This window comes from Paracholeplasma manati, assembly GCF_025742995.1.
Lineage (GTDB): Bacteria > Bacillota_I > Bacilli_A > Acholeplasmatales > UBA5453 > Paracholeplasma > Paracholeplasma manati.
The window spans coordinates 338,725-363,539 of sequence record NZ_JAOVQM010000002.1 but is presented as its reverse complement, the minus strand read 5'-3'; the positions used below and the strand labels follow the sequence as shown (position 1 = coordinate 363,539).

General features: G+C 39.4%; 21 protein-coding genes. 4 read left to right on the top strand and 17 right to left on the bottom strand.

The window, feature by feature from the left end:
- Positions 1-5: 5 nt before the first annotated feature.
- The 4 genes from mgs to N7548_RS03845 are packed head-to-tail and all read right to left on the bottom strand — an operon-like array spanning position 6 to position 4,480.
- Complete coding sequence (gene mgs, locus N7548_RS03860) at positions 6-1,181, bottom strand: alpha-monoglucosyldiacylglycerol synthase (protein WP_263608113.1); 1,176 nt, start codon at positions 1,179-1,181, stop codon at positions 6-8.
- Between the two features lie 2 nt (positions 1,182-1,183).
- Positions 1,184-2,212, bottom strand: a complete 1,029-nt coding sequence (locus N7548_RS03855; protein ID WP_263608112.1) for a lysylphosphatidylglycerol synthase transmembrane domain-containing protein — start codon at positions 2,210-2,212, stop codon at positions 1,184-1,186.
- Entirely contained in the window at positions 2,212-3,879 is a 1,668-nt protein-coding gene (gene argS, locus N7548_RS03850; RefSeq protein ID WP_263608111.1) for an arginine--tRNA ligase, read from the bottom strand. The genes N7548_RS03855 and argS overlap by 1 nt, the downstream gene beginning before the upstream one ends.
- 49 nt (positions 3,880-3,928) lie before the next feature.
- Positions 3,929-4,480 (bottom strand): thioredoxin family protein, encoded by a 552-nt coding sequence (locus N7548_RS03845; RefSeq protein ID WP_263608110.1) that lies wholly within the window; start codon positions 4,478-4,480, stop codon positions 3,929-3,931.
- A 161-nt stretch (positions 4,481-4,641) separates the two neighbouring features.
- Between N7548_RS03845 and N7548_RS03840 the strand changes: the two genes are divergently transcribed.
- Together N7548_RS03840 and N7548_RS03835 are read left to right on the top strand one after the other, a co-directional pair.
- Positions 4,642-6,066: a glycogen synthase gene (locus N7548_RS03840; RefSeq protein WP_263608109.1), complete on the top strand. Its 1,425-nt coding sequence runs from the start codon at positions 4,642-4,644 to the stop codon at positions 6,064-6,066.
- Positions 6,067-6,078: 12 nt separating this feature from the next.
- Complete coding sequence (locus N7548_RS03835) at positions 6,079-7,308, top strand: glucose-1-phosphate adenylyltransferase (protein WP_263608108.1); 1,230 nt, start codon at positions 6,079-6,081, stop codon at positions 7,306-7,308.
- 26 nt (positions 7,309-7,334) lie between these two features.
- Here the strand turns inward: N7548_RS03835 and N7548_RS03830 are convergent, their stop codons facing one another.
- The 5 genes from N7548_RS03830 to N7548_RS03810 form a co-directional block, all read right to left on the bottom strand.
- Positions 7,335-7,925, bottom strand: coding sequence for an alpha/beta hydrolase (locus N7548_RS03830; RefSeq protein WP_263608107.1), 591 nt, complete (start codon positions 7,923-7,925; stop codon positions 7,335-7,337).
- Between the two features lies 1 nt (position 7,926).
- Positions 7,927-8,916, bottom strand: a complete 990-nt coding sequence (locus N7548_RS03825; RefSeq protein ID WP_263608106.1) for a VOC family protein — start codon at positions 8,914-8,916, stop codon at positions 7,927-7,929.
- A 106-nt stretch (positions 8,917-9,022) separates the two neighbouring features.
- Positions 9,023-9,895: a DegV family protein gene (locus N7548_RS03820; protein ID WP_263608105.1), complete on the bottom strand. Its 873-nt coding sequence runs from the start codon at positions 9,893-9,895 to the stop codon at positions 9,023-9,025.
- 55 nt (positions 9,896-9,950) lie between these two features.
- Positions 9,951-10,838 (bottom strand): deoxyribonuclease IV, encoded by an 888-nt coding sequence (locus N7548_RS03815; protein ID WP_263608104.1) that lies wholly within the window; start codon positions 10,836-10,838, stop codon positions 9,951-9,953.
- On the bottom strand, positions 10,838-12,082 hold the full coding sequence (locus N7548_RS03810) for a DEAD/DEAH box helicase (protein WP_263608103.1): 1,245 nt from the start codon (positions 12,080-12,082) through the stop codon (positions 10,838-10,840). The genes N7548_RS03815 and N7548_RS03810 overlap by 1 nt, the downstream gene beginning before the upstream one ends.
- A 95-nt stretch (positions 12,083-12,177) precedes the next feature.
- Between N7548_RS03810 and ispH the strand changes: the two genes are divergently transcribed.
- Positions 12,178-13,110, top strand: coding sequence for a 4-hydroxy-3-methylbut-2-enyl diphosphate reductase (gene ispH / locus N7548_RS03805; protein WP_263608102.1), 933 nt, complete (start codon positions 12,178-12,180; stop codon positions 13,108-13,110).
- Positions 13,111-13,133: 23 nt separating this feature from the next.
- On the opposite strand, the gene N7548_RS03800 is transcribed toward ispH, so the two are convergent.
- The 3 genes from N7548_RS03800 to dinB are packed head-to-tail and all read right to left on the bottom strand — an operon-like array spanning position 13,134 to position 18,779.
- Positions 13,134-15,347 carry an ABC transporter ATP-binding protein/permease gene (locus N7548_RS03800; RefSeq protein WP_263608101.1) on the bottom strand — a complete coding sequence of 738 codons (2,214 nt, stop codon included), beginning with the start codon at positions 15,345-15,347 and terminating at the stop codon, positions 13,134-13,136.
- Between the two features lie 8 nt (positions 15,348-15,355).
- Entirely contained in the window at positions 15,356-17,557 is a 2,202-nt protein-coding gene (locus tag N7548_RS03795; protein WP_263608100.1) for an ABC transporter ATP-binding protein/permease, read from the bottom strand.
- Positions 17,558-17,600: 43 nt separating this feature from the next.
- On the bottom strand, positions 17,601-18,779 hold the full coding sequence (dinB, locus tag N7548_RS03790; protein ID WP_263608099.1) for a DNA polymerase IV: 1,179 nt from the start codon (positions 18,777-18,779) through the stop codon (positions 17,601-17,603).
- A 70-nt stretch (positions 18,780-18,849) separates the two neighbouring features.
- Between dinB and N7548_RS03785 the strand changes: the two genes are divergently transcribed.
- A complete protein-coding gene (locus N7548_RS03785) occupies positions 18,850-19,038 on the top strand; it encodes a hypothetical protein (RefSeq protein ID WP_263608098.1) in 189 nt (62 codons plus the stop codon).
- Positions 19,039-19,058: 20 nt separating this feature from the next.
- On the opposite strand, the gene recN is transcribed toward N7548_RS03785, so the two are convergent.
- From recN to xseA, 5 genes are read right to left on the bottom strand one after another with little or no spacing between them, the layout of a single operon-like run.
- Entirely contained in the window at positions 19,059-20,720 is a 1,662-nt protein-coding gene (gene recN / locus N7548_RS03780; protein ID WP_263608097.1) for a DNA repair protein RecN, read from the bottom strand.
- Positions 20,721-20,729: 9 nt separating this feature from the next.
- Entirely contained in the window at positions 20,730-21,422 is a 693-nt protein-coding gene (locus N7548_RS03775; RefSeq protein ID WP_263608096.1) for a TlyA family RNA methyltransferase, read from the bottom strand.
- Positions 21,419-23,254, bottom strand: a complete 1,836-nt coding sequence (gene dxs / locus N7548_RS03770; protein WP_263608095.1) for a 1-deoxy-D-xylulose-5-phosphate synthase — start codon at positions 23,252-23,254, stop codon at positions 21,419-21,421. The genes N7548_RS03775 and dxs overlap by 4 nt, the downstream gene beginning before the upstream one ends.
- Positions 23,255-23,263: 9 nt before the next feature.
- Positions 23,264-23,473 carry an exodeoxyribonuclease VII small subunit gene (gene xseB / locus N7548_RS03765; RefSeq protein ID WP_263608094.1) on the bottom strand — a complete coding sequence of 70 codons (210 nt, stop codon included), beginning with the start codon at positions 23,471-23,473 and terminating at the stop codon, positions 23,264-23,266.
- Positions 23,464-24,813 carry an exodeoxyribonuclease VII large subunit gene (gene xseA, locus N7548_RS03760; RefSeq protein WP_263608093.1) on the bottom strand — a complete coding sequence of 450 codons (1,350 nt, stop codon included), beginning with the start codon at positions 24,811-24,813 and terminating at the stop codon, positions 23,464-23,466. The genes xseB and xseA overlap by 10 nt, the downstream gene beginning before the upstream one ends.
- Between the last annotated feature and the right edge of the window lie 2 nt (positions 24,814-24,815).

Below are 24,815 nucleotides of genomic sequence, written 5' to 3'. Positions count from 1 at the left end.
AAAGCTTATTCAGCTTTTTTAATCTCAATCGCTTTTTGATAAGCTTTGAGTGCACTACTAGAATAACATTCTTGAGAATATTTTTCAATAGATTTATACGCATTTTTTGTAAGTTTATTTCTGAGCTCAGGATCTTCATAAATACGTTTCATTAAGAATGGCAATTCATTGTTTTGTCTAAAGAACAAACCATTTTCAAATTCGTTGACTACTTCTAATAAACAACTGTCGTATTTTACGATCACTGGTAAGCTTGCTGCGAGGGCTTCAATATAGGTTAAACCTTGGGTTTCTGTTACAGACGCGTTTAAGAAAGCATCCCCGACTTGATAGTATAAACCCACATCATTCCAATTGATGAAGCCTGTAAATATGACTTTATTTTGAATACCTAGTTCTTCAACCAAGGCTTTCAATTCATTCATGGCTGGACCATCACCAATGATTAAGAACTTGGCTTTGACTTCTTGATGAATTTCTGCGAACGCATTGATCAACACAGGAATGGATTTTTCTTTAGATATTCTGCCTAAAAATAAGTATACGAATTCATCTGGTTGAATCCCTAAGGATGCTTTTAAATTGGATACTTGTTCTTTGGCATAATTGGAACCAACAAATTTATCTAATTTAATACCCGTAGGAATGATTTCATAATGACCATTGATGTCATAGCTTTGCATCAAGTCTTTCACTTTTTGTGTCGGTGTGATGGTAACATCTGCTCTTAAGATGAAACGCTTCATGAGTTTCTTTAAATAATGCATGAGTGGTTTTCTTAAGAAACGTGCTAAAAACTTCGACACATAGTGCAAATATTCTTCATACATGGTATGTACGGTAAATACCATTGGTATGCCGTATTTATCTCGCATATGAACAGCCACAGAGCCAATGGAGAATTCTGTATGGACATGCATAACATCGAGTTTTAGCGCTTCAATTCGCTTGATGTGCGTTTTAGTAAATGGCACAATTCTAAAGGTTTTTAGACCCTTTTTAGGGATAGGCATCCCTTTTAATCTGATCACATATGGTTCTTCTACGACATTTTTGCCTGATGTCGTAATGATGTAGACTTCATGGCCTTCTTTACGAAGTCCTTCGGCCAACATATAAATGGATGTCGTAACACCACTGATGAGTGGTAAATAAGCATCGGTAAATAGCCCAATCCTCATGATTAAATTCCCCTTTTACGTAAAATCATATACGCGATGAATCCGATAAACATACCTAAATAATAAGTGACAAAACGCCAAATCAACATGGCGGTAACCAACAGTGCTGTCGAGCCAGATACCAACACAGTAAATATGACAGTAAATGCCCATTCTGTCCCACCAGACGCGCCTGGTGTTGGTACCCACATCATGAATGTGGTCGAGAATAAACTCATCGATATGACGAAAATTAAGTCATGCATATCGAGTGGCACACCTAATGCCAAAAAGACTACGAATGGAACTGCATGTAATAATGATAATCCTAAAACGCGCAATAAGGAAGCCCCAATCAATACGCGTTTACGTTTAAATAATAATCCAATACCAACTTGAAACTCTTTGACAAAATCAAAGGTACGGTGTTCTAGTTTGATCATCGTTTTCGATAAAAACTTGATTTTACCGATGGTTCTAAAAATCCATTCAAAGATGGTAGCTATCCCTGGAATGGTTGATATCGATATTAAGATACCTAATACAGACATGTTCGCGACATAACCAATCAATATTAAGAACATGTACTGATTCAATACGGCTTTAATTTCACCATAAAATAGGATTAAACCAATGGTTGATAATACCGTCATAATCACTTGATAGACAATGAAGTTTGACATCAAGATGGACATCGCATTATCGCCACTAACACCCTTTTTCATATAGAAGTAAGCTTGAAAAGGTTGACCTCCAGAGGAAAAAGGCGTAATCGCATTAAAGAAATATTCAGCTGATCCGATGGCCATGGTATCTAAAAATGGTAATTTGATGCCTAACCCGGTCGTGACAAAATGAAGCGCAAAGTTGGTCGTTAACATATAAAGTAGAAACACCAACGCAGCGAGAGCAATTAAACCAGCATTTGCTTGTTTAACCGCTTCTAAGATTAAACCAATGTCATTTAAACTGAATACAACTGTAAGGACTACGGCAAGCATGATGAACACGAATAATAGGTTTTTAGCTATGCTTGTCTTTTTGCCTTCCATTACATTTCATCGAGTGCAATCATGCCAAGCAATCTCATGCCTTCGTTCAAGACGATACGTACGGCTTGAATGAGGTGAAGGTTGGCTTGTTTGAGTGCTTCGTCCTCCGTAATGATTTTATACTGACCATAAAACTGGTTAAATGTTTGTGCGAGTTGTAAAAGGTAACGGCTAATGACGTGAGGGCCATTGAGTTCCGCTGCCTTTAATAAAGCATCTTCAAAACCGGATAACTGTTTGATGAGTTCAAACGGTAAATCAGAGGTATATGAATCGACTGGATAATCATTTGTTAAAGTTTGATTTTTAAGGATGGATGCGATACGAACACTGCTGTATTGTAAATACGGTCCGGTTTGTCCTTCAAAAGCCAACATGTTTTCGAGGTTAAATTCGATATCTAGATTTCTGTCATTCTTTAAATCATTAAATATGACTGCCCCAATCCCAACCGCTTTCGCAACCGCTGCTTGATTTTGAAGGTTTGGATTTTTATCGAAGATGGCTTGTGACGCACTCGAGATGGCTTCTTTAATCACATCGTATAGTTTAACTACTCGACCACCACGGGTGGACATCTTCTTACCATCTTGCATGACAAGACCGAAGTTCACGTGATGAATATCTAAATCGTATCCCATGAGCTTGGATACCGATTTTAATTGGTCAAAGTGGAGTTTTTGTTCGTTGCCAACGACATACAATACCTTATCAAAACGATATGTTTTATATCGATACAACAACGCTGCTAAATCGCGGGTAATATATAGGGTGGCACCATCACGACGTTTGATGAGCGCTGGTGGTAGTGGGTCAATTCGAACAATCATCGCCCCATCGTCTTCAACGAGGAGTCCTTTTTGTTCCAATTCATCCGCAACCGCTGCCATCTTATCGTTGTAGAAGGATTCACCATCATAAGAGTCAAAACTGACCCCCAATAAATCATACATCGACATGAATTCTTTTAAGGATTCATCTCTGAAATAACGCCAAAGTTCGAGCATTTCTGCATCCCCATCTTCTAAGGCCTTGAAGACAGCTCTGGCTTGGTCTTCTAGTGTAGGGTCATTCACGACTTCATCGTGAAATTTGACGTATAATTTTTGAAGTTCAACAATTGGGTTTTGTTCTATATCTGCACGGTTACCCCATTTTTTATAGGCAACAATCATTTTACCAAATTGCGTACCCCAGTCACCTAAATGGTTGATGCCAACCACGCGATACCCTAATTTTTGATAAATGTTTTTGAGGGCATTCCCTATCATGGTCGAGCGCAAGTGTCCAATGGAGAAACTTTTCGCAATATTTGGTGCGGAGTAATCAATACAAACTGTTTGTTCGGTTTGTTGGTTACCAAACAAGGCTTGTTCTTCAAGCACTTGGTCCACTACTGTTTTCGCAAATACCGCACGATTGATGCTGATATTTAAAAAGCCGTTGAGAAATTGAATTTCACTCACCATGTCGTAGGATTCAATGGCTTTTTTGACTTCTTCTAATACCACTGGCATGGGTTTAGAGAGTTGTTTTACCAACGCAAAAAGGGGAATGGCTAAATCGGCTGTTCCTCTTTTGGGTTCTTCCACGACGACATTGAGATTTTCTAGTTGAAAATGCGCAATGACGCGTTCTTTTAGTTGTTGTTTAATCTGTTGAATCATATGTTTACCAATCTTTCCTTAAGTAGAAAAAAAGCACGTGTGAGGTGCTTTATTCTGCTAAATCGTTTTTAACGGCTGTGAAGAAACTTCTGATTTGACCTGCCATCGGTTGTGTATCGCTATTAAAATCAGATCTTCTTGCTACGATGTCACCATCATTCAAATAATATAATTCTGGTGTACCAGTTAAAGTCATTGCGTATTTAGTTTGGAATTTTTCAACATCACTTTGACTCATATTTGTACGGTTCACATAGTAAATGACAGATAGTTCAGAAACCAACCCTGCACCTTTAAATTCAATATCATACCAGCCAATTTCACTGACACACACTGAACATGTTGTGGTTCCAAAGAATACAACCACTGGTGCACCTGAATCAATTAGGCGTCCTAATTTCGATACGCTGATGGATTCAATCACGTGATTTTGTGACAGGTTTGGTGAACCTGCACTGTTGTAAGCCTTGTAAATCTTTTCTTGATCAGATGGTTGAATGATCACGATGAGTGCTGAAAAAACAAACACGATGACAGCGATAATGATAATCACTGCAGGTTTTACTTTATACTGTGGTCTTGCATAGGGTTTTTTAGACATAATTTGAATCTCCTTTAAATGACTAGTAACATTATAACACGGGGGTTTTCTTTTATCAATTCATTTATGAATATGGTAAATTTGCGTCATGAAAGTAAAATCCATGTTGGCGTTATTGTGTAACCCGTTTCATTAGGTTATAATGTTTATGGGGTGACGCTATGCGCATTTTATTTTGTTCCAGTGAAGCTTATCCATTCTCCAAATCTGGTGGTTTGGCCGATATGGCTTCTGCTCTACCAAAAATCATGAATCAATTGGGTGAATTCACAGCCGTGATTACACCACTCTATGATTCTATTTATCCAAAACTGAATACATTCAAATACATTGGTGAACGAAACATTAAAATTGCTGATGAACACTTCAAAGCGAAATACTATGAAACTATTCATGACGGTGTAACCTATATTTTCGTTGAAAATGAATTATTTTTCAAACGCGCAAATTATTATGGATACTACGACGATGATAAGCGGTTTTTATTTTATGATTTCGCTGTTTTGGAATACATTGAACTCATTCAAAAACCGTTTGATTTGCTGCACATCAATGATTGGCAAACTGGTTTAATTCCCTATTTATTAGACGAAATATACCGTCAAAAGGAAATGTTCAAAACCGTTAAAACCTTGTTAACCATCCATAATTTAGAGTATCAAGGGTCCTTCCCTAAAGATGCTTATCGATTGATTGGCAGACCATTCAATTATGCGTACATTCACTTTGATCGATTGAACTTCTTGAAAGCTGCGATCATGCGTGCGAATCACATCAACACCGTTTCACCAACCTATATGCAAGAAGTTCAAACCGAATACTATGGGTTTACTTTAGATGGTGCACTCAAGTCGAGGTTAAACAACTTTACTGGGATATTAAATGGGATAGATTATGACATTTACAACCCTGAAACCGACACTTATTTGGAAAAAACGTTCAATGATAAGCATTTTGTTCAAGCCAAAAAGAAAAACAAATTCGCGTTACTTCAAAAACTCAACTTAGAGTTATCGACCGATACTGCATTGGTCGCTTACATCGGCCGTCTTGCAAAACAAAAAGGCATCGATTTGATGATGACCACTTTAGAAGAAGCCATCGCAGAAAGCACAGCGAAATTTGTCTTCATCGGTAGTGGTGACTTGCATTATGAAAACTTCTTACGCTACTTACAAGATAAGTATCGAAACCGTGTATACACCTTCATCGGTTTCAATAATGCCTTGGCACATCAACTGTACGCTTCCGCGGACCTGTTGTTGATGCCAAGCCAATTTGAACCGTGCGGGTTAGGTCAACTCATCGCGATGCGTTATGGGTGCTTACCATTGGTGAGAGAAACGGGTGGATTAAAAGACACTGTCATGCCATACAATAAATACACCAAAGAAGGCAATGGCTTTAGTTTCGCAAACTACAATGCCCATGAACTCAAACAAGTCTTATTGGATGCGATATTGCTATATACCAATAACCCATCGGACTGGCGATTATTGGTTCAATCTGCGATGTCTCAAAACCATTCATTAGAACACATGGGTGAAGCATATCTACAGTTGTATCATCAAATATTAAATAAATAGGGGGAATCTTTTATGGAAACTTTAGCTCTAATCTTAGCTGGCGGTAAAGGGTCAAGACTTGACCTACTCGCTGAAAAACGCAGTAAACCTGCTGTGCCATTTGCAGGTAAATTTAGAATCATTGACTTTTCTCTATCCAACTGTGCCAATTCAGGCATTTATGACATTGGTATCTTAACCCAATACTTACCATTATCCTTAAATGAACATATCGGTACCGGCAAACCTTGGGACCTAGACCGTAGAGACTCTCAGGTTACCCTCTTACAACCACACAATGAATGGTACATGGGTACCGCTGACTCTGTGTTAAAAAACATCGAGTTTGTCAGACGCAGAGAACCCAAATTCATCCTCATTCTATCCGGTGATCATATCTATAAAATGAATTACCGTAAAATGATCAATTTCCATATTGAAAAAGGCGCGACGGTCACCATCGCTACCCAACGTGTACCTTTGGCTGAAGCCCACCGTTTTGGCATCATGGAAACCAACGAAGAGATGCGCATCGTTGGTTTTGAAGAAAAACCTAAACAACCAAAATCTGATCAAGCATCCATGGGTATTTATGTCTTTTCAGCCGATATGCTTTACCGTGCTTTAGATACCATTAAAGACCCAAATTTAGACTTTGGTAAGCATATTTTACCAACCTTAATCAAGGAAGCCGAAAGTAAGATTTATGCTTATGAATTCAGTGGCTATTGGAGAGATGTAGGTACCTATGACTCCTATCTACAAACCAACATTGAATTGCTCAACATGGCTGAACCTAGACTAGACTTATATTCCGATACTTGGAAAATATATACCCGTTCCGAAGAAATGCCACCAGTGAGGGTGGGTTCGAATGCACACATCGTTAACTCATTGATTTCCAACGGTTCGGTCATTGACGGTACCGTCATCAACAGTGTTCTAAGCCCTGGTGTTCGCGTTGAAAAAGGCGCGATTGTGAGAGATTCCGTTATTTTAAATAACACCATCATTTCCGAAAACGCCATCGTTGAAAGAGCCATTTTAGATAAGAAAGTCTATATTGGTAGAAATGCCATTGTCGGTTATTCCGATGATTATACCCCAAATGAAGAAAGACCAACGGTATTGTCCTCCGGCATCAACGTCATTGAAAAACATGGCTACGTGCCTGATAACGCGAAGATTGCGAGAAACTGTCGTATTTATCGCCACGCGAAGTTTGATAATCTCTTTGTTAAATCTGGTTCAACTATACGATAATAGTAAAAAATGAGTTCATGATGAACTCATTTTTTTATGTTTTCTTTAATGATTTTGACGTCTTCTTCGGTCAATCGATGGGTGGCATCCAACTGAAATAGGGTCGTATTTGCTTGAAGGCCTTGAAATAAAGTCGTCAATCGTTGGCCATGAGCAGGCGGTACGATGGTATCGTAGTTACCTGTAATGATGATCACATCTGTTTGGTTCAACGATTTTGATAAAATCACTTCATTCGGAATCATCGGACGCAATAGGATGGCTTGTCCCACTGGATTATTGTATGTGAATAATAAGGATATCGCGATATTCGCCCCATTGGAAAAACCGATGATGGTGGATTTGTTTAAATCAAATTGGTAGGTTTGAGCAGCCTCTAATAAAAAATGATATAGATTTCGGGTTTCTTCTTTTAAGTTCTCTTGATCAAATACACCCATGGCTAAGCGTCTAAAGAATCGAGGCATGCCGTTTTCTAAAACATTCCCGCGGATGGATAGAATGCTCGATTGCGGGGATACCATTTTTGCGAGCGGGATTAAATCGTTTTCGTCCCCACCCGTACCATGCAATAAAATGAGTGTATGGGTATCGCCTTTTTGATAGATGTGTTTCATACTAGAAGGTGTACTCCTTCTTAAATCTTTTATCTGAACGTTTGGTATCGATGTGTCTGACCATCTTGGTAATGTCATTTCTCAAATGACGGTATTTCGGTGGTAGTGCGAGCAGTTCACCGAGGGTTTCATACGGTTCTTCATCATCGATGAACCCTGGACCTTCGGTCGCGAATTCAAAGAGAATACCAGGATACATGCGGGTATACAGTGATCTAAAATAGAAACGATCCACCAATCCTGAATGCATGATTTGTTGTTGATTGAGGTGTGTAATCCACGCTTGGATATCGGTGGTATCTTCTACCCCAAAAGCGACATGGTGGACCCCACCAAAACCTTGTCGGGCTTGAGGTAAGTTCGGTGTGTGTTCGACAATCACACTACCCCCATTCCCACCTAAGCCTGTTTCATACAATGTGTAACTGCCTTCGGTTTGGGTTTGTTTAAAGGTAAGACGTTCCGTGAGTACTTGGTTCATCCACGTTAAATGATTGACCCTAAAGAAAATCGGACCCAACCCATAAATGGCATATTCGTTCGGTACAGGACCCTGTTGCCATGGTATTCCGGCTTTAACCCCGGTGTTGTGTTCATCTGAAATAAGGACATAAGCTTGATCATCAAAATCCTTAAATGGCAATATCTTTTTGCCAAACAACGTTTGAATCGGTTCTGCATCCACTTGATAATGGGCAAATCGTTTTTGAAAGTACTCTAATGCATCGTCATTAGGTACACGAAAACCCGTCTTGGATATTTCGTTTGAACCGCGAATCGCTTTGGATTGACCTTTAAAATCAAAGAATGTCATGTCTGTACCAGCACTTCCGCGGTCATCCGCGAAAAAGAGATGGTACGTTTGAATGTCGTCTTGATTCACGGTTTTTTTAACCAAGCGTAATCCTAGAATAAATGTAAAAAATTCATAAATGCGTTCCGCACTGCTCGTCATCGCAGTGACATGGTGTATGCCTAATAGTGGTTTCATAAACATCCCCTCCATGTCTTCATTATATAGGGGTCTAACTGCCATTTCAAACATATTGCTTCGAATTCGAAATATTAACGGGTAAAAAGAAAACACCCGCAGGTGTTTATCTTGAAGTGGCGTAAAAGAATAGGGCAATGGTATTTGGACCGGAGTGCGCGCCAATGACAGGGCCAATGAAGTTGATGAGTTCAACATCACAGTCTAATTCGTCCAATATCATGTTTTTTAACATGTTCGCAGCATCTAAATCATCGCCATGTGAAATGAATACCGTTTTGTGTAACAATGGGTTATACGTTTCTTTCATCTTATTGAATAATGCATGTAATGCTTTCTTACGTCCAATGACTTTGGTTCTCGCAATCAATTTACCTTCATCGGATACGTGTAAAATCGGATTGATGTTGAGTAGGTTCGCAACCACAGCGGCGGTGGAACTGATTCTACCACCACGTTTGAGGTGGTTGATGTCGGATACAGTAAACCAATGGGCTACGTTCAGCTTGGTTTTTTCAACTTCATCTCTGACTTGTTCAATCGAGTACCCTTGTTTACGCATTTGTCCTGCTTTATAAACAATTAAGCCTTCACCCAAGGAAGCAGCTAAGGTATCTACCAACATGATTTTAAACGTTGGGTAGGTTTCTTGAAGTTGTTCAACGGCTAAACGTGCACTATTATAAGTGCCTGAAAGGGCACTGGAGAAAGTTAAAATCAAAATATCTTTTTGAGCCTTGATCAGTTTTTCACAAACATCTAAATACTCTTGAACATTGACTTGTGCGGTTGAAGGCATCATACCTTTACGTACGCGGCTATAAAAATCTTCTGGTGACATCGAACGATGGTCGAGATAATCTGGGTATTCTACCCCTTCAATGACGACCTTTAATGGTAACACTTCTAAATCCAGTGATTTCGCGATATCATTTGATAAATCACAGGCTGAATCGGTAACAATGATGAAATCTCTCATAATGTACTTCTCCTTTATGTTTTATAAATATTATAACGGACTATTGAAAAACCTTTCAACTATTTTTCACATCTAACTCTAAATTCGGGTTAAATGTACGGTTTTTGATCATTTGAATTTCGTGTTTATATGGAGCTTTGTCGTCAATATAAGGTGTTTCAAGGATTTTTGGGATATGATTAAAATCTGGGTGATAGATGACCTTTAACAACGCGTCAAATCCAATTTCACCAAATCCTAAGTTAGCATGCCTATCTTTCGCAGCCCCTCTTGGGTTCTTTGAATCATTGACATGAAAAACGGAGATGTATTGTTTACCAACCACTTGATCAAAGTGTTGGATGACCCCTTCGAAATCGTTTTGGATATCATAACCCGCATCCGAGGTGTGACAAGTATCAAAACAAACAGAAATGCGGTTTTTATCTTCGATTAACGTGATCATATCACGGATTTCTTCAAAGGTTTTACCCATCTCATTGCCTTTACCTGCCATCGTTTCTAAGGCGATTTTGACTGGTAATTGCTTGGTATTTTGTATGACTTGGTTAATCCCTTCTGCAATCCATTTCAACGCTTCTGCTCGGTCTTTACCCACAGCAGAACCTGGGTGTAGAACGATTTGTTTGACGTGCATGGCATGGGTTCTTTCCACTTCTTTGGTGAGAAATTCCACAGCGAAAGCGCGTTTTTCTGGATCAGGATTCGCTAAATTGATGATATAAGGTGCGTGAACAACCACATCATCAAAGGATAGCCCATGGGCTTGCATCTGCTTTTCAGCCCCCGCAATATTCAAATCTTTGATGGATTTACGGATGGTGTTTTGTGGGGCACCGGTATAGACCATGAAGGCTGTGGCGCCATAGCTGATGGCTTCTAATACGGAACCTTCATACATATCGCTGCCGGATAATCCGACGTGAGAACCAATTTTTAACATTATTTACCTCCAAATCGCACAGCGTTTCGTGCTTTTTTGACTAATTTTTTATTTTTCTTTTTATAGTTTGGGGAGACTTTGGTTGGTTTCTTAACTTTACGAATGGCTTGTAGTTCTTCTTCTGATAGATTGCTTTTGGCTTTCTTGATCACCGGTACCAACGTTTCTCCATCGATTTGGAATCGTTGGAATGTAATGCCACGTTTCACCAAGTTTTCAATCTTGCGCGAATTTTCATTGGTCACGAGTGCTAAGGAAACCCCGGTTTGATTGGCTCTACCGGTTCGACCTGAACGGTGGATATAATATTCTAAATGGTAAGGCAGTTCATAGTGAATGACATGAGATACCCCAATGATATCCAACCCTCTACTACCTAAATCCGAAGATACAATATAGGTATACTTCAATTGTTTGATGTCATCTAAAATGGTTTTACGTTCTCTAGGTGGTGTATCGCCTGAGATACGAATCGCTTTGATTCCAACATCCATCAGTTGTTGATACACATGGTCAACTTGTTCTTTTTTAGAAACGAATACCATGCATAAGAATGGGTTGATGGTTTTAACCAATCGCTTAAAGTCATGATCTCTGGTTTCAAATCGGGTATAGACCAAACCGTGGGTTATTTTTAAAACCGAAGGGTCTTTTAAATCGATTTTGAATGCTTTTCCAAAATAGGTATCGATCCATTTGGTCAATCCCTCTGGTAGGGTAGCGGAAAATAACAACATTTTCGCATCCCTAACGGCGTAAAATACACGGTCTAAGGTGGTCATGAAGTCCATATCGAGCATCATATCGGCTTCATCTAAAACGAATACCTTGGCGGTATGAATTTTCAATTTGCCTTCCTTGATGGCGTAGTCTTCCAGACGACCTGGGGTAGAAATTACGATTTGTGGTTGTTTTTTGGATAAAGCGTCAAGTTCTCTTAAACGGTCTTTAGAGGTCGTAAACGCCTTGACTGAAAACCCAATATTGACACTTTTTAACATGTTTTCGACTTGTGCGACCAACTCATTGGTTGGTACACAAATAACCGCTTGAACGGCTTCATAATTTAAATCCAATTCATTGACGATTGGGATCAAATAAGCATGGGTTTTCCCTGTGCCTGTCGGTGCCAATCCAATGATGTGTTGTTCTTTAGGGTACGCTTTAAACACCGCTTCTTGAATCGGTGTAAAGGTCTTGTATCCCAATGCATTTATTTTTTCTTGTATACTTGTTTTAAACATAAAAAATCACCGGTTCTATTATACTCTATTTTGTCCATATAACCTAATATTAGAATTTAACTGGCTTGTTTGTTATAATGAATTCAGGTGATACCATGAAAGTCATTGATTTACGCCCTAGGGGTTACTGTCACGGGGTTGCGAAAGCACTCCATATGGTTAAAAAAACCATTGAAGACGATAACTACCCCAGACCCATCCATATTTTAGGTTTAATTGTTCACAATAAAAAGATTACCGAAGCGTTTAGACATTTCGGTGTCATTTCTTTAGATAACCCACTCAAAACCAGACTCGAACTGTTGGATGACATTCACAGTGGCACAGTCATTATGACTGCCCACGGTGTATCTGATCAAGTCATCCAAAAAGCCCAACAAAAAGGACTTACGATTGTGAATGCCACCTGTAAAGATGTGAGTAAAGTCCACGACGCTGTGAAAAATCATTTAAGCTTAGGGTATGAAGTCGCTTATATCGGTCATAAAAACCACCCTGAACCCGAAGGCATCTTAGGGATTTCAAACGACATATCATTTCTAACCAGTGCGGTCGATGCACTCAACTTTATTCAAAAATATCCTGATAAACCTTTGTTTGTCACCAATCAAACCACCTTATCTCGATACGATATCGATGTGGTCTTAAACGTCTTAAAAGTGAAATACCCTGATTTGTTATTTGATGATGATATTTGTGACGCAACCACGACAAGACAACAAGCGGTGATTGAACAAGCCCCTGTTGACTTATGTATTGTGGTGGGAGACAGTTTATCCAGCAACTCCAACAAATTGGCTTTTGTTTCTCAACATGAAAGACATATTCCGAGTTATCGAGTTGAGGGCATCACGGACATTGACCCTGAATGGTTCAAAGGGATAAATAGTATTTCCGTAACCTCAGGCGCATCCACCCCGACCAAAGTTACCAATGAAGTCATCGCTTATTTAAAACAGTTTGATTATGACAAAAAAGAAACGTGGGAGCACGTTTCTTCCTTAACTTATTTAGACATACTCGCCTAAAACCAAGTCCAACTTGGTTTTTTTTATAGATCGTATGAACTCATGATTTGGGCTGGTGTTTTACTCAACAAGCCCCATACTGGAATGAGTCCAATCAATTGGCTCATGCCATAAATGAATAGCCCACCCAGTACCATGAATAATGGTGGGAATATGATCAAGTTACTGTCATACAAAGCGGTATTCATATTGGTGAAATAATACATACCAAAGATATATCCAACGATGAATGATACCGTTGTTATGACAAAAATTTCAACCATAAATGTTTTTGTAATGTCAATTCTTCTGACACCCAGCGCTCTAAATACCGCAATCTCATTGATACGTTCAGCGAGTGATGCGCGAAGTACGAAGAATAACGCAATCAGTGTGATGATCACGATGACCAGTGAGAATACCCATAAGAAGCTATACACCAATGCCATATTGGTGATATAGTTATCACGATATTCTAAATACGGGTGTGACACATCGATGTTGGCTGAAATATTACCAATGTTTTTTACACTTTGGGCTGGATTAGAAGATAACACATATATATCATCAAACACAGGATACGTCACTGTATCAAAAAATTCATCTTGAAGCACAGCCAATGTTTTGGTTCCAGGGTTTGGATTGATACTGCGATAAAAATCAATTTCTTGCATAATCACTGCGTTATATCCACGGTCAACAAAACCAACCAATACAAATTCTTTTTGATTTAAGTAGATTTTTTGATTCAATAGTTCGGTTGGTGTGGAAACCCCATACGCCCTCAGAACTTGATTGAGTTCGTTATATTCACCCTCAAACATCTTATAATCCAACAAGACTTCACCATCATTTTCGATGGAACGACCATGGATAATATCGCCGTTTTGAACCACACTTAAGAAATCCGTTTGAAGATAACTGGTTAAACTATAGGATTCTTGATAGTAAATTGGCAATTCAAATTCGACGTTATAATTTGGTCGATAGGATACATATAGGGTATGTTCATCGTTGATGATACTGTCCAGTTCATTTCGATTGGCAATATTATTCACAAGCACATAGTTTTTATCGTATGGCATGAACAAGGTTTCATCCAAAATAAGCATGCGAGAAACAAATCCGAACGCAATCAACAACAAGAACCCAGCCAAGATAAACCCTAAAAATAGGAATTTTCGTTTGGTGGTAGAATTGATGACTTTATTAAAAGCCAATCTAAAGGCGTGTTTCCACGTGATGACTGGTTGTGATTTTTCTACCTTGGATTCATCGATAATGGATCCAAATTGAAATGAATCAAGATTATCAACCATCCCTTTATCAAAGTCTTTATAGTGGTCATCGATCAATTTGACTTCGCTCTTATCGGTTAATAGGTTCACTTTTTGTGCGTGTTTTTGATCGATGTCCAAATAGAGTGTACCATTCTTTAACACCAATTTAAGTTTGATTTGATCGACTGGTTTATCCGTATATAATGAAACATCGAGTGCTTCGCTGGATAAATTCATCGCGGTCATATCTTTTAAATAAATATCGGTATCGTGTTTTAAGTCTAAACTACCAGATTCGTTACTGTTTTTGGTATCACTAACGATTTGGCCATCTTTGAGTTCAATGATACGGTCAGCGTAGAAAGTGGCGAGTTCACGTTCGTGTGTCACGAGTAAAACCAACTTTTCTTTGGAGATGGTTTTAATGATGTTCATGATTTCAACGGTATTTTTCGAATCGAGATTCCCGGTAGGTTCATCCGCGATGATGACATCTGGATTTTTAGCCAAAGCACGTGCGATGGCTACCCTTTGTTGTTGACCACCCGATAACAAACCAGCTTTACGTTTCTTATAGTTTTTTAACCCTACTTTTTCCAACAAGTACTCAACGCGTTTGTTGATTTCATCCTTATCGGTAATGCCAATCATATTGAGCGTTAACTGGATATTTTCATGAATCGAAATATTTTCCAATAACATATAGTTTTGGAAAATATAGCCGATATGACGATTACGGATTTTATCCCATTGTGCCATGGAATACCCATGCAATGACACATCATTGAATTGGATTTCACCTTTGGCGCGATCTAGACCCCCTAATACATTGAGTAGCGTGGTTTTCCCAGAACCAGAAGGTCCAAACAATACCACCAACCCATGGTCTGGTAAATCGACAGAGATTTGATTGATGACGTGGATTTCATTCCGTTTACCACGATTGAAAAATTTGTCTATTTTATTCGCTTTAATCATGGTCTCACCTACTCACTCTTCAGTGTCGTGATGACACTCTTACCAAACAATTTGTTGGCGAATTTCGCATTAATACTTAACAATACCAGTAAGAATATGAGGAAGAATACCCCATACATGAGGATTGGAATGTATCTCATAACCTTGAACTGTGGTATGTATATATTCATTAGGATGAGTGGGATAAAGGATAACACAAATCCAAAGGTATTGAATAAGGCTTGTTCAATGGATAATAGTTTTCTCAAGTCAGATTTAGACGCACCGATCGAACGGAATATCACGAAGTCTTTACGTCTAGATTGGATGATGGATTTAATGACGAGGTTGAGGATAATGTAAATGAATCCACCGACCAAGAAATAGACGAATCCAATCAAACCGCCTAACCCGATGCCATAGTCGTAACCGACATACTCAAACGGATGAACGGATACGTAATTCGAACCTAAACCATTCATCACTTGTCTCGCATCGAATGTGTCATTCGTCAATAAAGTAATTTGATATGGGCCTTCATAGAACAAGTCCATGTAGGTTTGTTTGTTGATGTAAACTTCTTGTGCCCAAACATCGCCATCTTTTTCACCAATGATTTGGATATCGACTGTTTTTAACGGTGAATACTTAATGGCTGGTTTGGTCAATTTAAAGGTTTGAGCCTGAAGGTTTGCTAAAGTGGTGTACTCAGCGATCAATATGTCATAAAATGATTTGGATAAAATCACTTGTCCATCTGGCAATGTATCATCAATGAAAATATAATTTTTCATAAGCCCCAATACTTGACTATTATCGGTCGATTTATTCACAGTAATGAGCATGTTTTGATGAATGGCGTAAGCAGGCATCAAGTTATTTTGATTGTAGGTGTTGGTGATACCTTGATTGAAGAAACTTGGGTGAACTACCCCAACGTAATTGTAATAGGACTCTTTCAATAAACCGACCACAGTCATTTCATAGGATGTCGCTGGGTTAAGATAGAACCCATCTCGATTGTTCATCGCGTAAGATAAATCAATGACATCACCAACGCGGTAAAACTCACCATAATAGTTAGGGTACAATACGATTTCATTCATCGCTTCTGGCATTCTGCCTTCTTCTAAAGGTAAAGACTGCCCAAAATAAGGTCTTAAGGTACCATAGGTGAACATCCCATTCGAACTGACTTGAAACTCTTGATCTAAAAGTATGTCGTTATGAATGATGGATTGGACTTTACTCTTATTGAGTAAGTCGTTCAGTTCGGTTTGAGTAAACGCAGATTCATCTGCTTTCGTGACGACGATTCGACCTTCAAAGTTAGAACGAAATACAGGATTATAATTATTGATACTGCCTAAATTCTTCACCCATTCATTCAAACTATAAATCGAAGCGATGGCCGTAAATGCGAACATTAACGTAATGAACACTAAAAATGTTTTCTTAGGCACACTAAAGAGCGAGACAAAGGCCAATTTCAACACATCTAAAGGACTGATGTTTTTTGAAGATATGGTTGGTTTCGCTTCGTAAGGTGTAACCGATTTAATGGGTTTATCCTCAACCACTTCACCATCAAACATACGAATTTTACGGGTGGCGTAAGGTTCGACTTGTTCATAGTTATGGGTAACGATTAGAACCAATTTGTCTTTGGATACTTCTTTTAACAATTCTAATATTTTCTTACCGGTCTCACTATCTAAGTTACCCGTCGGTTCGTCTGCAACAATGACAGGACAATCCTTCGCGAGCGCTCTCGCGATGACCGCTCTTTGTTTTTGACCGCCCGATAGTTTCGATGCACGGTGGTTTTTATGGGAAGTTAAACCCACCCGCTCAATGAGTTCTAATGCACGTGCTTTTCTTTTTTCAGGGTCATAGCCTTGAATCATCAAAGCAGCCATCACATTTTGATAAACGGTATAGGAGTCGATGATGTTGTAGTTCTGAAAAACAAATCCGATGTATTGTTTACGGTATTGTTCAAACTCTTCAACAGAGTAATAACTGGTTTCTTCACCGTTGACATACAGTTCACCTTCATCGTATTTATCTAAACCGGATATGACATTGAGTAGTGTGGATTTACCACTACCTGATTCCCCAGTAATCGCGACAAATTCGCCTAGTTTAAACTCTAAGTTGACGCGTCTTAACCCTAAGACGACATTATTATCGGTATTGTAATACTTGGATACGCCTTCTAATCGAATCATAGATTCACCCCTTTAGGTTCTATTATATACTTTTTTTATATTATCAATCGATAGAATCCTTGGTTTCTTTCGATATTTTTTCATTTACGGCTTTTAAGGCTTCTGAAATGCGGTCTTTTTTTTCTTCCATAGCTTGATATTCAAAAAGATCAAATGGCTTTTCGATGCTGTCTTTGGGTTTTAAGTTATTCAAGGATACGCCAATTAAACGCACAGGCTTTCCGGTATAAAAAGCTTCGAACAGTTCTAGAATGATGTCTAGAATGGTTTGATAATCATCGGTATAATTGGCAATGCTTCTCACTTTTTGTGTGGTTTCAAAATTGTGATAACGTAACCGAATCCCCACTGTTTTGGTTTGAAGGTGGTCATGAAGCATCCGTGGGTAAGCTTCTTTCAATTGTGAAATTAATGTATCTTTGATGACACTTTCCATATCGGTATCAAAGGATAACGTGGTTTCATTAGAGATGCTTTTAGGTAAAGCATACTTGTAGGGATCCACTTTATTCGATGATAAGCCATGAATATCTAATATATAAGCATCATAACTCTTTTGACTGATGACTTCTAAAATTTTTGAATGATGATCGGGGTTTACAAAATCAGCGATGGTATTGATCCCAATCTTTTCTAGTTTAGGGTAGGTCTTCTTGCCTAACCCATACATATCTTTGATGGGTAGCGGGTATATTTTTGATTTGACATCCCGTTTTCTTATCACGGTTATCCCCATTGGTTTTTTCATGTCTGAACCCATTTTTGCGAGAAAAAGCGTCGGTGCAATGCCAATCGATGAGGGGAGTTGGTACTTCGATACCAATTCGGATTGGATTTTTTTCGCAAGCGCTAAGGGATGAATGCCTTCAATGTCGGTGACATCCATATACGCTTCATCGACCGAAACTTGCCAGACGAGGTGGGTATAGGTTTTCAAATATTGGATGAATTTCATCGAGTACTGATGATACACACCATGGCGGTTCGGTACTACGATGAGCTTCGGATATAAATGAAGCGCGTTCGCAATCGTCATCCCACTTCGGATGCCGTATCGACGCGCTTTATAAGATGCCGTGGTTAAAATGCCACCTCGATTGAATCCAAGGCCGCCACCAACAGCGAAAACTTTATTTTTCAAGGATGGGTTTTCAATCATTTCGACGGATGCGAAAAACGCATTTAAATCGATGTGAAAAATGATTCTTACACTACTTTTCATGGAAATCACTTTCTTTTTCAGGGGTTATGTATTATAATCATAATGATGAAATCAAGTTGAGGTGATAATTATGGCTGAAAATAAAACAAATAAACCAAAAACGAAGAAACCCGAATCCAATTCAAACACTTTTGAAGTGCCAACCCTAAGAAATCCACTTAAGACTTGGTGGGGTAAAACGATTGTAGTTATTCTCGTTTTAGGGATGATCATTCTACCGTTTATTGCATTAGTAATTATGTTGATTGAAAAACAATAAGAGAAGGCGAAGGCCTTTTTTTATTTGTCTAGCAATGCTTTCGCATGTTGTATTGCATACGCATCCATGCGTTCCCCAGACAACATCTCGGCGATGATTTCAATCCGCTTTTCTGTATTCAACACATCGATTTGTGTGACGGTTCGATTGTCTTTGATTCGTTTTAATATGTGGTAATGATGGTCTGCTTTCGCAGCGACTTGAGCGAGATGGGTGATGGTCAACACTTGGGTGTGTTCACTGAGGGCGTGAATTCTCGTAGCGACTTTGGAAGCGGTCTTTCCAGAAATCCCCATATCAATCTCGTCAAATACCACCAATCCCAACGATTGGAATTTAGCGAAAATGATTTTTAGCGCCAACATAAAACGAGATAGTTCCCCACCAGACGCGGTTTTATACAAAGGTTTGAGAGGTTCTCCTTGGTTCAAACCAATGTAAAAAGTGACGATGTCTAAACCATCTTCATACAATACTGGGGTGGGTTCTTGTTTTTCAAAAACAATCTCAAAACGGACTTTTTCTAAATCCAATAATTGTAGTTCATCGATGATCTCAGTGGTTAATTTCTTGGCGAGTTTTTCTCTGGCTTGGTGGAGTTTTAACCCCGCATCCAAGGTTTGTTTGTGTTTTTGATCCAAATCGGCCTTGAGTGATTTTAAATACCCTTCATAGTCCTCAGTCATGAGGATTTTTTCTTCGATGTCTTTCAAATAAGTGATCAGTGCTTCTACGCTCATCCGATATTTCTTTTCGAGTTGGTGAATCGCGAACAAACGTTCTTGGAGTTGATCGAGTTCGAATTCAGAGCGGTACTCAAATATATCCAAGCTCTTCTTGAGATCACTTCTTAAACCTTCGAGTTCATAATACACATTTTTGAGGGATTCGCTACCTGTCGCGTACAAACCATCGTAGACTTTAATTTCCGATAAAGCATCCGCGGCTTCGTATAAATCGCCTTTTTGATACAATTCATCTAAAATCTCATACGCTCTAGATACACGGGAGACGATTTTTTCTTCATGGGATAGTTTTTCAATTTTCTCAGCCAGTTCAGCCGCTTCCGTTAGGTTTAAACCAAACTTTTTAAGTTCATCTTGTTCGTCTTTGAGTCGTTCTAACGCTTCTGTTTTGGATTGTTGTTCTTTTTTGGCTTGTTCGTATTTTTTAAGTTGTGTTAAGTAGTTTTCTTTCGTGAGCAAATATTGATTGAATAACGGTGAAATCCCATCTGGGTCCATTTGGTCAATCAAGGACAATTGGAGTTTAGGATCCAATAGTTTGGATATATCATGTTGTTCATGGATATCGCCTAAGAAAAACGCGATACGCTTGAGTTCTGATAGGGTGATGTTTTTTTGATTCACCGTAATTTGATTTTTATTGTTTCGACTGATTTCTCGTTTGATGGTTAATGTGGTTTGATCGATATCCAAGGTTTTCAAATAATCCCCTAAAGGCTTTCGAATATCGGTAAAAACACCCAAAACGGTGGCGTTGTCTGCCCCATAACGGATGAGGTCTGCATCGGCTCTCGCGCCAAACAACAACTTCAAGGAGTCGATGAGTAAACTTTTACCTGCCCCGGTTTGACCCGTTAAAGCAGTCATCGATGGGTTGAAGTCGACACTTAAATCCTCGATGATGGCGAGATTTTCGATTTTGAGGGTTTTTAACATAACATCACCTTACTTTGAAAGAAAGAGTAAAAATTCTTGGTTGCCCATTTTACCGAGTAAGTCTGAGGTTTTATGAGCAAGGATTTGAAAATTCAACTGCTTGGCATAATGTATAATACCGTCTAAAGCCTCTAATTGCTTTTTTGTGTCTTTGACGATGCCATCTTTGATGTATTCTGGTCCAACTTCAAACTGTGGTTTAACCAATACGATGAAACGGCCGTGGTTAAGTTCAAGGTGTTTTAAGATGGGTTTTACAGAGGTGAATGAGACATCGATGGTATAGATATCGATATCCGATGGCAATTCTACGTCTAAAATATTGGTTTGTTCATGTAATTCAACCTGAGGGTGTTGTCTAAGACGATCATGCATCTGCAGCGTACCCACATCGTAAGCATAAACCTTTTGAGCGCCGTGTTGTAAAGCACAATCGGTGAATCCACCGGTGGAAGAACCAATATCACAAACGACTTGATGGTTAAAGTCGATGTTAAACGCTGTAATGGCGTCTAATAATTTTAAACCACCCCTCGAGACATATAGATTGTCTTCGAGGATAGTCACTTTTTCTTGTTTTAAATCATAACCCGTTTTGGTGATGATTTGACTACCCACCATGACTTTCCCTTGACGGATGAGGTCCTGCGCTTGAGAACGGGTTTTGAGGTAGGTTTCTACCATGTAGTGATCGAGCCTCATAAGTCTTTTAAAGCCTCCATGAGGGCTGTAAGATCCATTTTCGCATCCATTTGGTTGTGGGTTCTTGACCCATGGTGGATGATGTCTTTCACGGACATGTTACGAATTTTTTGATGGTAGCCTTCTTTAGCCATATAGTCTAAGATATGATGATACAATGTGCCAGAACCGAAGGCTTCTTCGTACACAAATACGGGCACATTTAAATCTAAAGCTTCTTTTAAGGTAGTTAAATCCATCGGTCGAATGAAACGGGCGTTGATGATTCTCGCATCGATATGTAAAGTCGATTTGGCTTTTTGTAATAAATCCAAACCAGGACCATATGATATCCAGACTTGAGCAATCCCTTCGCTCAATATTGGCCAGGAAAGTGTGATCGGATCAAATGATGGTAAATGATTAGAATCAAACGGGGTTTCTAAACGAGGATAGCGAATGACAAATGGGTGAGATTGACTAAACCCATAATGTAATAGGTCAAACGCTTCTTTCGCATCATAAGGCATCGTGATGACCACGTTTGGCATCGAATAGAACATCGATACGTCGTATAAGCCTTGATGGGTAGACCCATCGTCGCCGACAAACCCAGCACGGTCGATGCCAAAGATGACTTTGGTATCGCTTCTCGCGATGTCATTCATGATTTGATCATACGCACGTTGGCTGAAGGTGGCGTACAGTGGTAAGAATACTTGAATGCCATTACGTGATAAGGCTGAAGCCATCGTCGCTGCATGTTCTTCAGCAATCCCGACATCGATCAAACGGTCCGGGAATTGTTGGTAGAATTTTTCAAACTTCGTACCAACCAACATCGCTGGCATGACGACGAATGTCTTTTGGATATGTTGATAAGCAATCATCGCAGTTGAGATCACTTCAGAGAAGGATGTCATCCCGTGATGGTTAATTTTGGTCGGATTACCTGTAGATTTGTCAAATGAACCCACCCCATGAAACTTACCATCGTTATCGGTAGCGGCAACTTCATAGCCTTTACCCTTTTCAGTCACGGCGTGGATGACGACACTTTTTTTCATTTTCTGCGCTTGTTTTAAGGTTTTAATGACGGTTTTCAAATCGTTTCCATCGATTGGACCGATATAGACATAACCCAATTCTTCAAAGACATTCCCAGATTGGAAGAACGCTTTGATCATGCGTTTGAATCGGCGATAGACACGGACCAATAGGTTGGGGGTAATTCTCGCAATCCCATTTCTGAGTTTCATCAAGAAACGATTGCCTCGAAGGAGGGTCAATACTTTAGAAAGCGCACCGACATTTTTAGAAATCGACATGTTGTTGTCGTTTAAAATGACGATGCCTTTTAAAGATGGGTCTGAACCCAACAGGTTGAGGGCTTCAAAACTCATCCCCGATGTGATGGAACCATCACCAACCAAAGCGATGGCAGTGCCCGCTTCTTGTTTCAATTGCTTGGCCTTTAAAACCCCATGTAAAGCAGATACAGCAGTTCCTGCATGTCCTGATTCCCACACATCGTGGATGGATTCTTGGTAATTGATATAACCTGAAAGACCCTGATGTTGTCTCAAGGTTTCGAATTGACTGGCTCTGCCGGTTAAAATTTTGTGGGTATAGGATTGATGTCCAACGTCAAAGATGAACTGATCCTTGGGTGACTCAAAGACATAATGTAACGCAATCGATAATTCTACCGCCCCTAAGTTTGAGGCGAGGTGACCACCGGTTTTGCTGATAGAATCCACCAAAAAATGGCGTATCTCTTGAGATAAACTTTCGAGTTCTTTGATCGATAATGTTTTGATGTCTTTTGGGTCTTTGATGTCTTTTAGCTGCATAAAAACCTCTTATTCTAGTTTAAAATCCTCACTACCATTGGGCGTGATGGTTTTAACCACCAATTTTTCGGATGCTGTTAATAATTCATAACAAATTTTAGATAGCTTGAGTCCTTCATTGTATAGACGGACAGCTTCATCTAATGCGATGTCCTTGTTCTCAAGCGCTTTAACGGTTTTTTCTAACGCTTGAATGGCTTGTTCAAATGTCATTTCCATGTGTGTGTCTCCTTGTGTTTCACCACGGAGGTGAGTTTTCCATCTTTGAGTGTGGTTTCGATGGTGTCATTGATATCAATATCATCGATCGATTCGATGCGTTTTTGATTTTTCGTTGTATAGGTATACCCTTTATCCATCAATGTGAGTGGATTTTGGTGCTTCAACGCTTGTAATAACCGTTGAAAATGATCGTCTTTTTTAGATACTATGCGTTCATAATGACTCTCTAATTGACTGACCAAGTAAGCATTTTTCTCTTTTTTGTATTGGACCAAAGCGACCACATCAAACGATGTGACGAGTTGAGCCAACATCTGTGCTTGATTTCTTTTATGCATCAGCAGTTGATTCATGGTTTTGTTGAGGTTTTCTTGCGAAACCGTGTACCGGTCTTTCAATTGCTTGATGAGCGCTTCTGGTCCGTTCACCATCAAGCGTTCATCCAAATGAATGAGGGTCGTTTTTTGTTGTTCGAGGTATTTTTGAATATAAACTTGTAAGCCGCGCTGATACCCTAAGACCGTTTCTAATAAATTGTCTTTGCTTGGGGTAGCGAGTTCACCGGCTGCGGTAGGGGTCGGTGCCCTTAAGTCGGATACAAAATCAGCCAAGGTAAAATCTGTTTCGTGCCCAACCGCTGAAATGATGGGTATCTTTGAACGATAAATCGCTTCGATGACTGGCATTTCATTGAATGCCCACAGGTCTTCAATCGACCCACCGCCACGACCCACAATGAGGACATCGACTAAGCCATCTTGGTTGGCTTGTTTGATTTGTTTTTCAATCGAATATTTCGCTTCTTCGCCTTGAACCAAGGCTGGGTATAAATAAAGTCTGGTGGTTGGATAACGTCTTTCAATGGTATGAATGATGTCTCGAATGGCTGCCCCGGTTGGTGACGTGATGACCCCGATGGCTTTTGGATAAGTTGGAATGGTTTTTTTTCTTATGGCGTCAAAATAGCCCTTGTCTTGTAGTTCTCTTTTGAGCTTTTCATAAGCGAGATACAAACTGCCAATACCATCTTGTTCCATGGTATATGCATTGATGGCGTAAGACCCACCAGCTTCATACACGCTCATCGAACCAAAGAGTCTGACTTTGTCGCCATCTTTAGGACTAAACACCAAATTCTTAACGTAGTTTGAAAACATCGTCACACGAATTTGAGCGGACTCGTCTTTGAGCGTAAAGTAAAAATGACCACGGCTATGTTTGGTCAAATTCGAGATTTCACCCTTGATATAGATTTGGCCTAAGTGCTTATCGTTTTCAAGGATTTGCTTAATGTATTTGGTTAACGCGGAAACCGTTAGGTATCTAACGTCTTGCATGG

Coding starts and splice junctions, on each gene's coding strand:
- mgs (WP_263608113.1), bottom strand. CDS start 1,181: ATGAGGATTGGGCTATTTACCGATGCTTATTTACCACTCATCAGTGGT.
- N7548_RS03855 (WP_263608112.1), bottom strand. CDS start 2,212: ATGGAAGGCAAAAAGACAAGCATAGCTAAAAACCTATTATTCGTGTTC.
- argS (WP_263608111.1), bottom strand. CDS start 3,879: ATGATTCAACAGATTAAACAACAACTAAAAGAACGCGTCATTGCGCAT.
- N7548_RS03845 (WP_263608110.1), bottom strand. CDS start 4,480: ATGTCTAAAAAACCCTATGCAAGACCACAGTATAAAGTAAAACCTGCA.
- N7548_RS03840 (WP_263608109.1), top strand. CDS start 4,642: ATGCGCATTTTATTTTGTTCCAGTGAAGCTTATCCATTCTCCAAATCT.
- N7548_RS03835 (WP_263608108.1), top strand. CDS start 6,079: ATGGAAACTTTAGCTCTAATCTTAGCTGGCGGTAAAGGGTCAAGACTT.
- N7548_RS03830 (WP_263608107.1), bottom strand. CDS start 7,925: ATGAAACACATCTATCAAAAAGGCGATACCCATACACTCATTTTATTG.
- N7548_RS03825 (WP_263608106.1), bottom strand. CDS start 8,916: ATGAAACCACTATTAGGCATACACCATGTCACTGCGATGACGAGCAGT.
- N7548_RS03820 (WP_263608105.1), bottom strand. CDS start 9,895: ATGAGAGATTTCATCATTGTTACCGATTCAGCCTGTGATTTATCAAAT.
- N7548_RS03815 (WP_263608104.1), bottom strand. CDS start 10,838: ATGTTAAAAATTGGTTCTCACGTCGGATTATCCGGCAGCGATATGTAT.
- N7548_RS03810 (WP_263608103.1), bottom strand. CDS start 12,082: ATGTTTAAAACAAGTATACAAGAAAAAATAAATGCATTGGGATACAAG.
- ispH (WP_263608102.1), top strand. CDS start 12,178: ATGAAAGTCATTGATTTACGCCCTAGGGGTTACTGTCACGGGGTTGCG.
- N7548_RS03800 (WP_263608101.1), bottom strand. CDS start 15,347: ATGATTAAAGCGAATAAAATAGACAAATTTTTCAATCGTGGTAAACGG.
- N7548_RS03795 (WP_263608100.1), bottom strand. CDS start 17,557: ATGATTCGATTAGAAGGCGTATCCAAGTATTACAATACCGATAATAAT.
- dinB (WP_263608099.1), bottom strand. CDS start 18,779: ATGAAAAGTAGTGTAAGAATCATTTTTCACATCGATTTAAATGCGTTT.
- N7548_RS03785 (WP_263608098.1), top strand. CDS start 18,850: ATGGCTGAAAATAAAACAAATAAACCAAAAACGAAGAAACCCGAATCC.
- recN (WP_263608097.1), bottom strand. CDS start 20,720: ATGTTAAAAACCCTCAAAATCGAAAATCTCGCCATCATCGAGGATTTA.
- N7548_RS03775 (WP_263608096.1), bottom strand. CDS start 21,422: ATGAGGCTCGATCACTACATGGTAGAAACCTACCTCAAAACCCGTTCT.
- dxs (WP_263608095.1), bottom strand. CDS start 23,254: ATGCAGCTAAAAGACATCAAAGACCCAAAAGACATCAAAACATTATCG.
- xseB (WP_263608094.1), bottom strand. CDS start 23,473: ATGGAAATGACATTTGAACAAGCCATTCAAGCGTTAGAAAAAACCGTT.
- xseA (WP_263608093.1), bottom strand. CDS start 24,813: ATGCAAGACGTTAGATACCTAACGGTTTCCGCGTTAACCAAATACATT.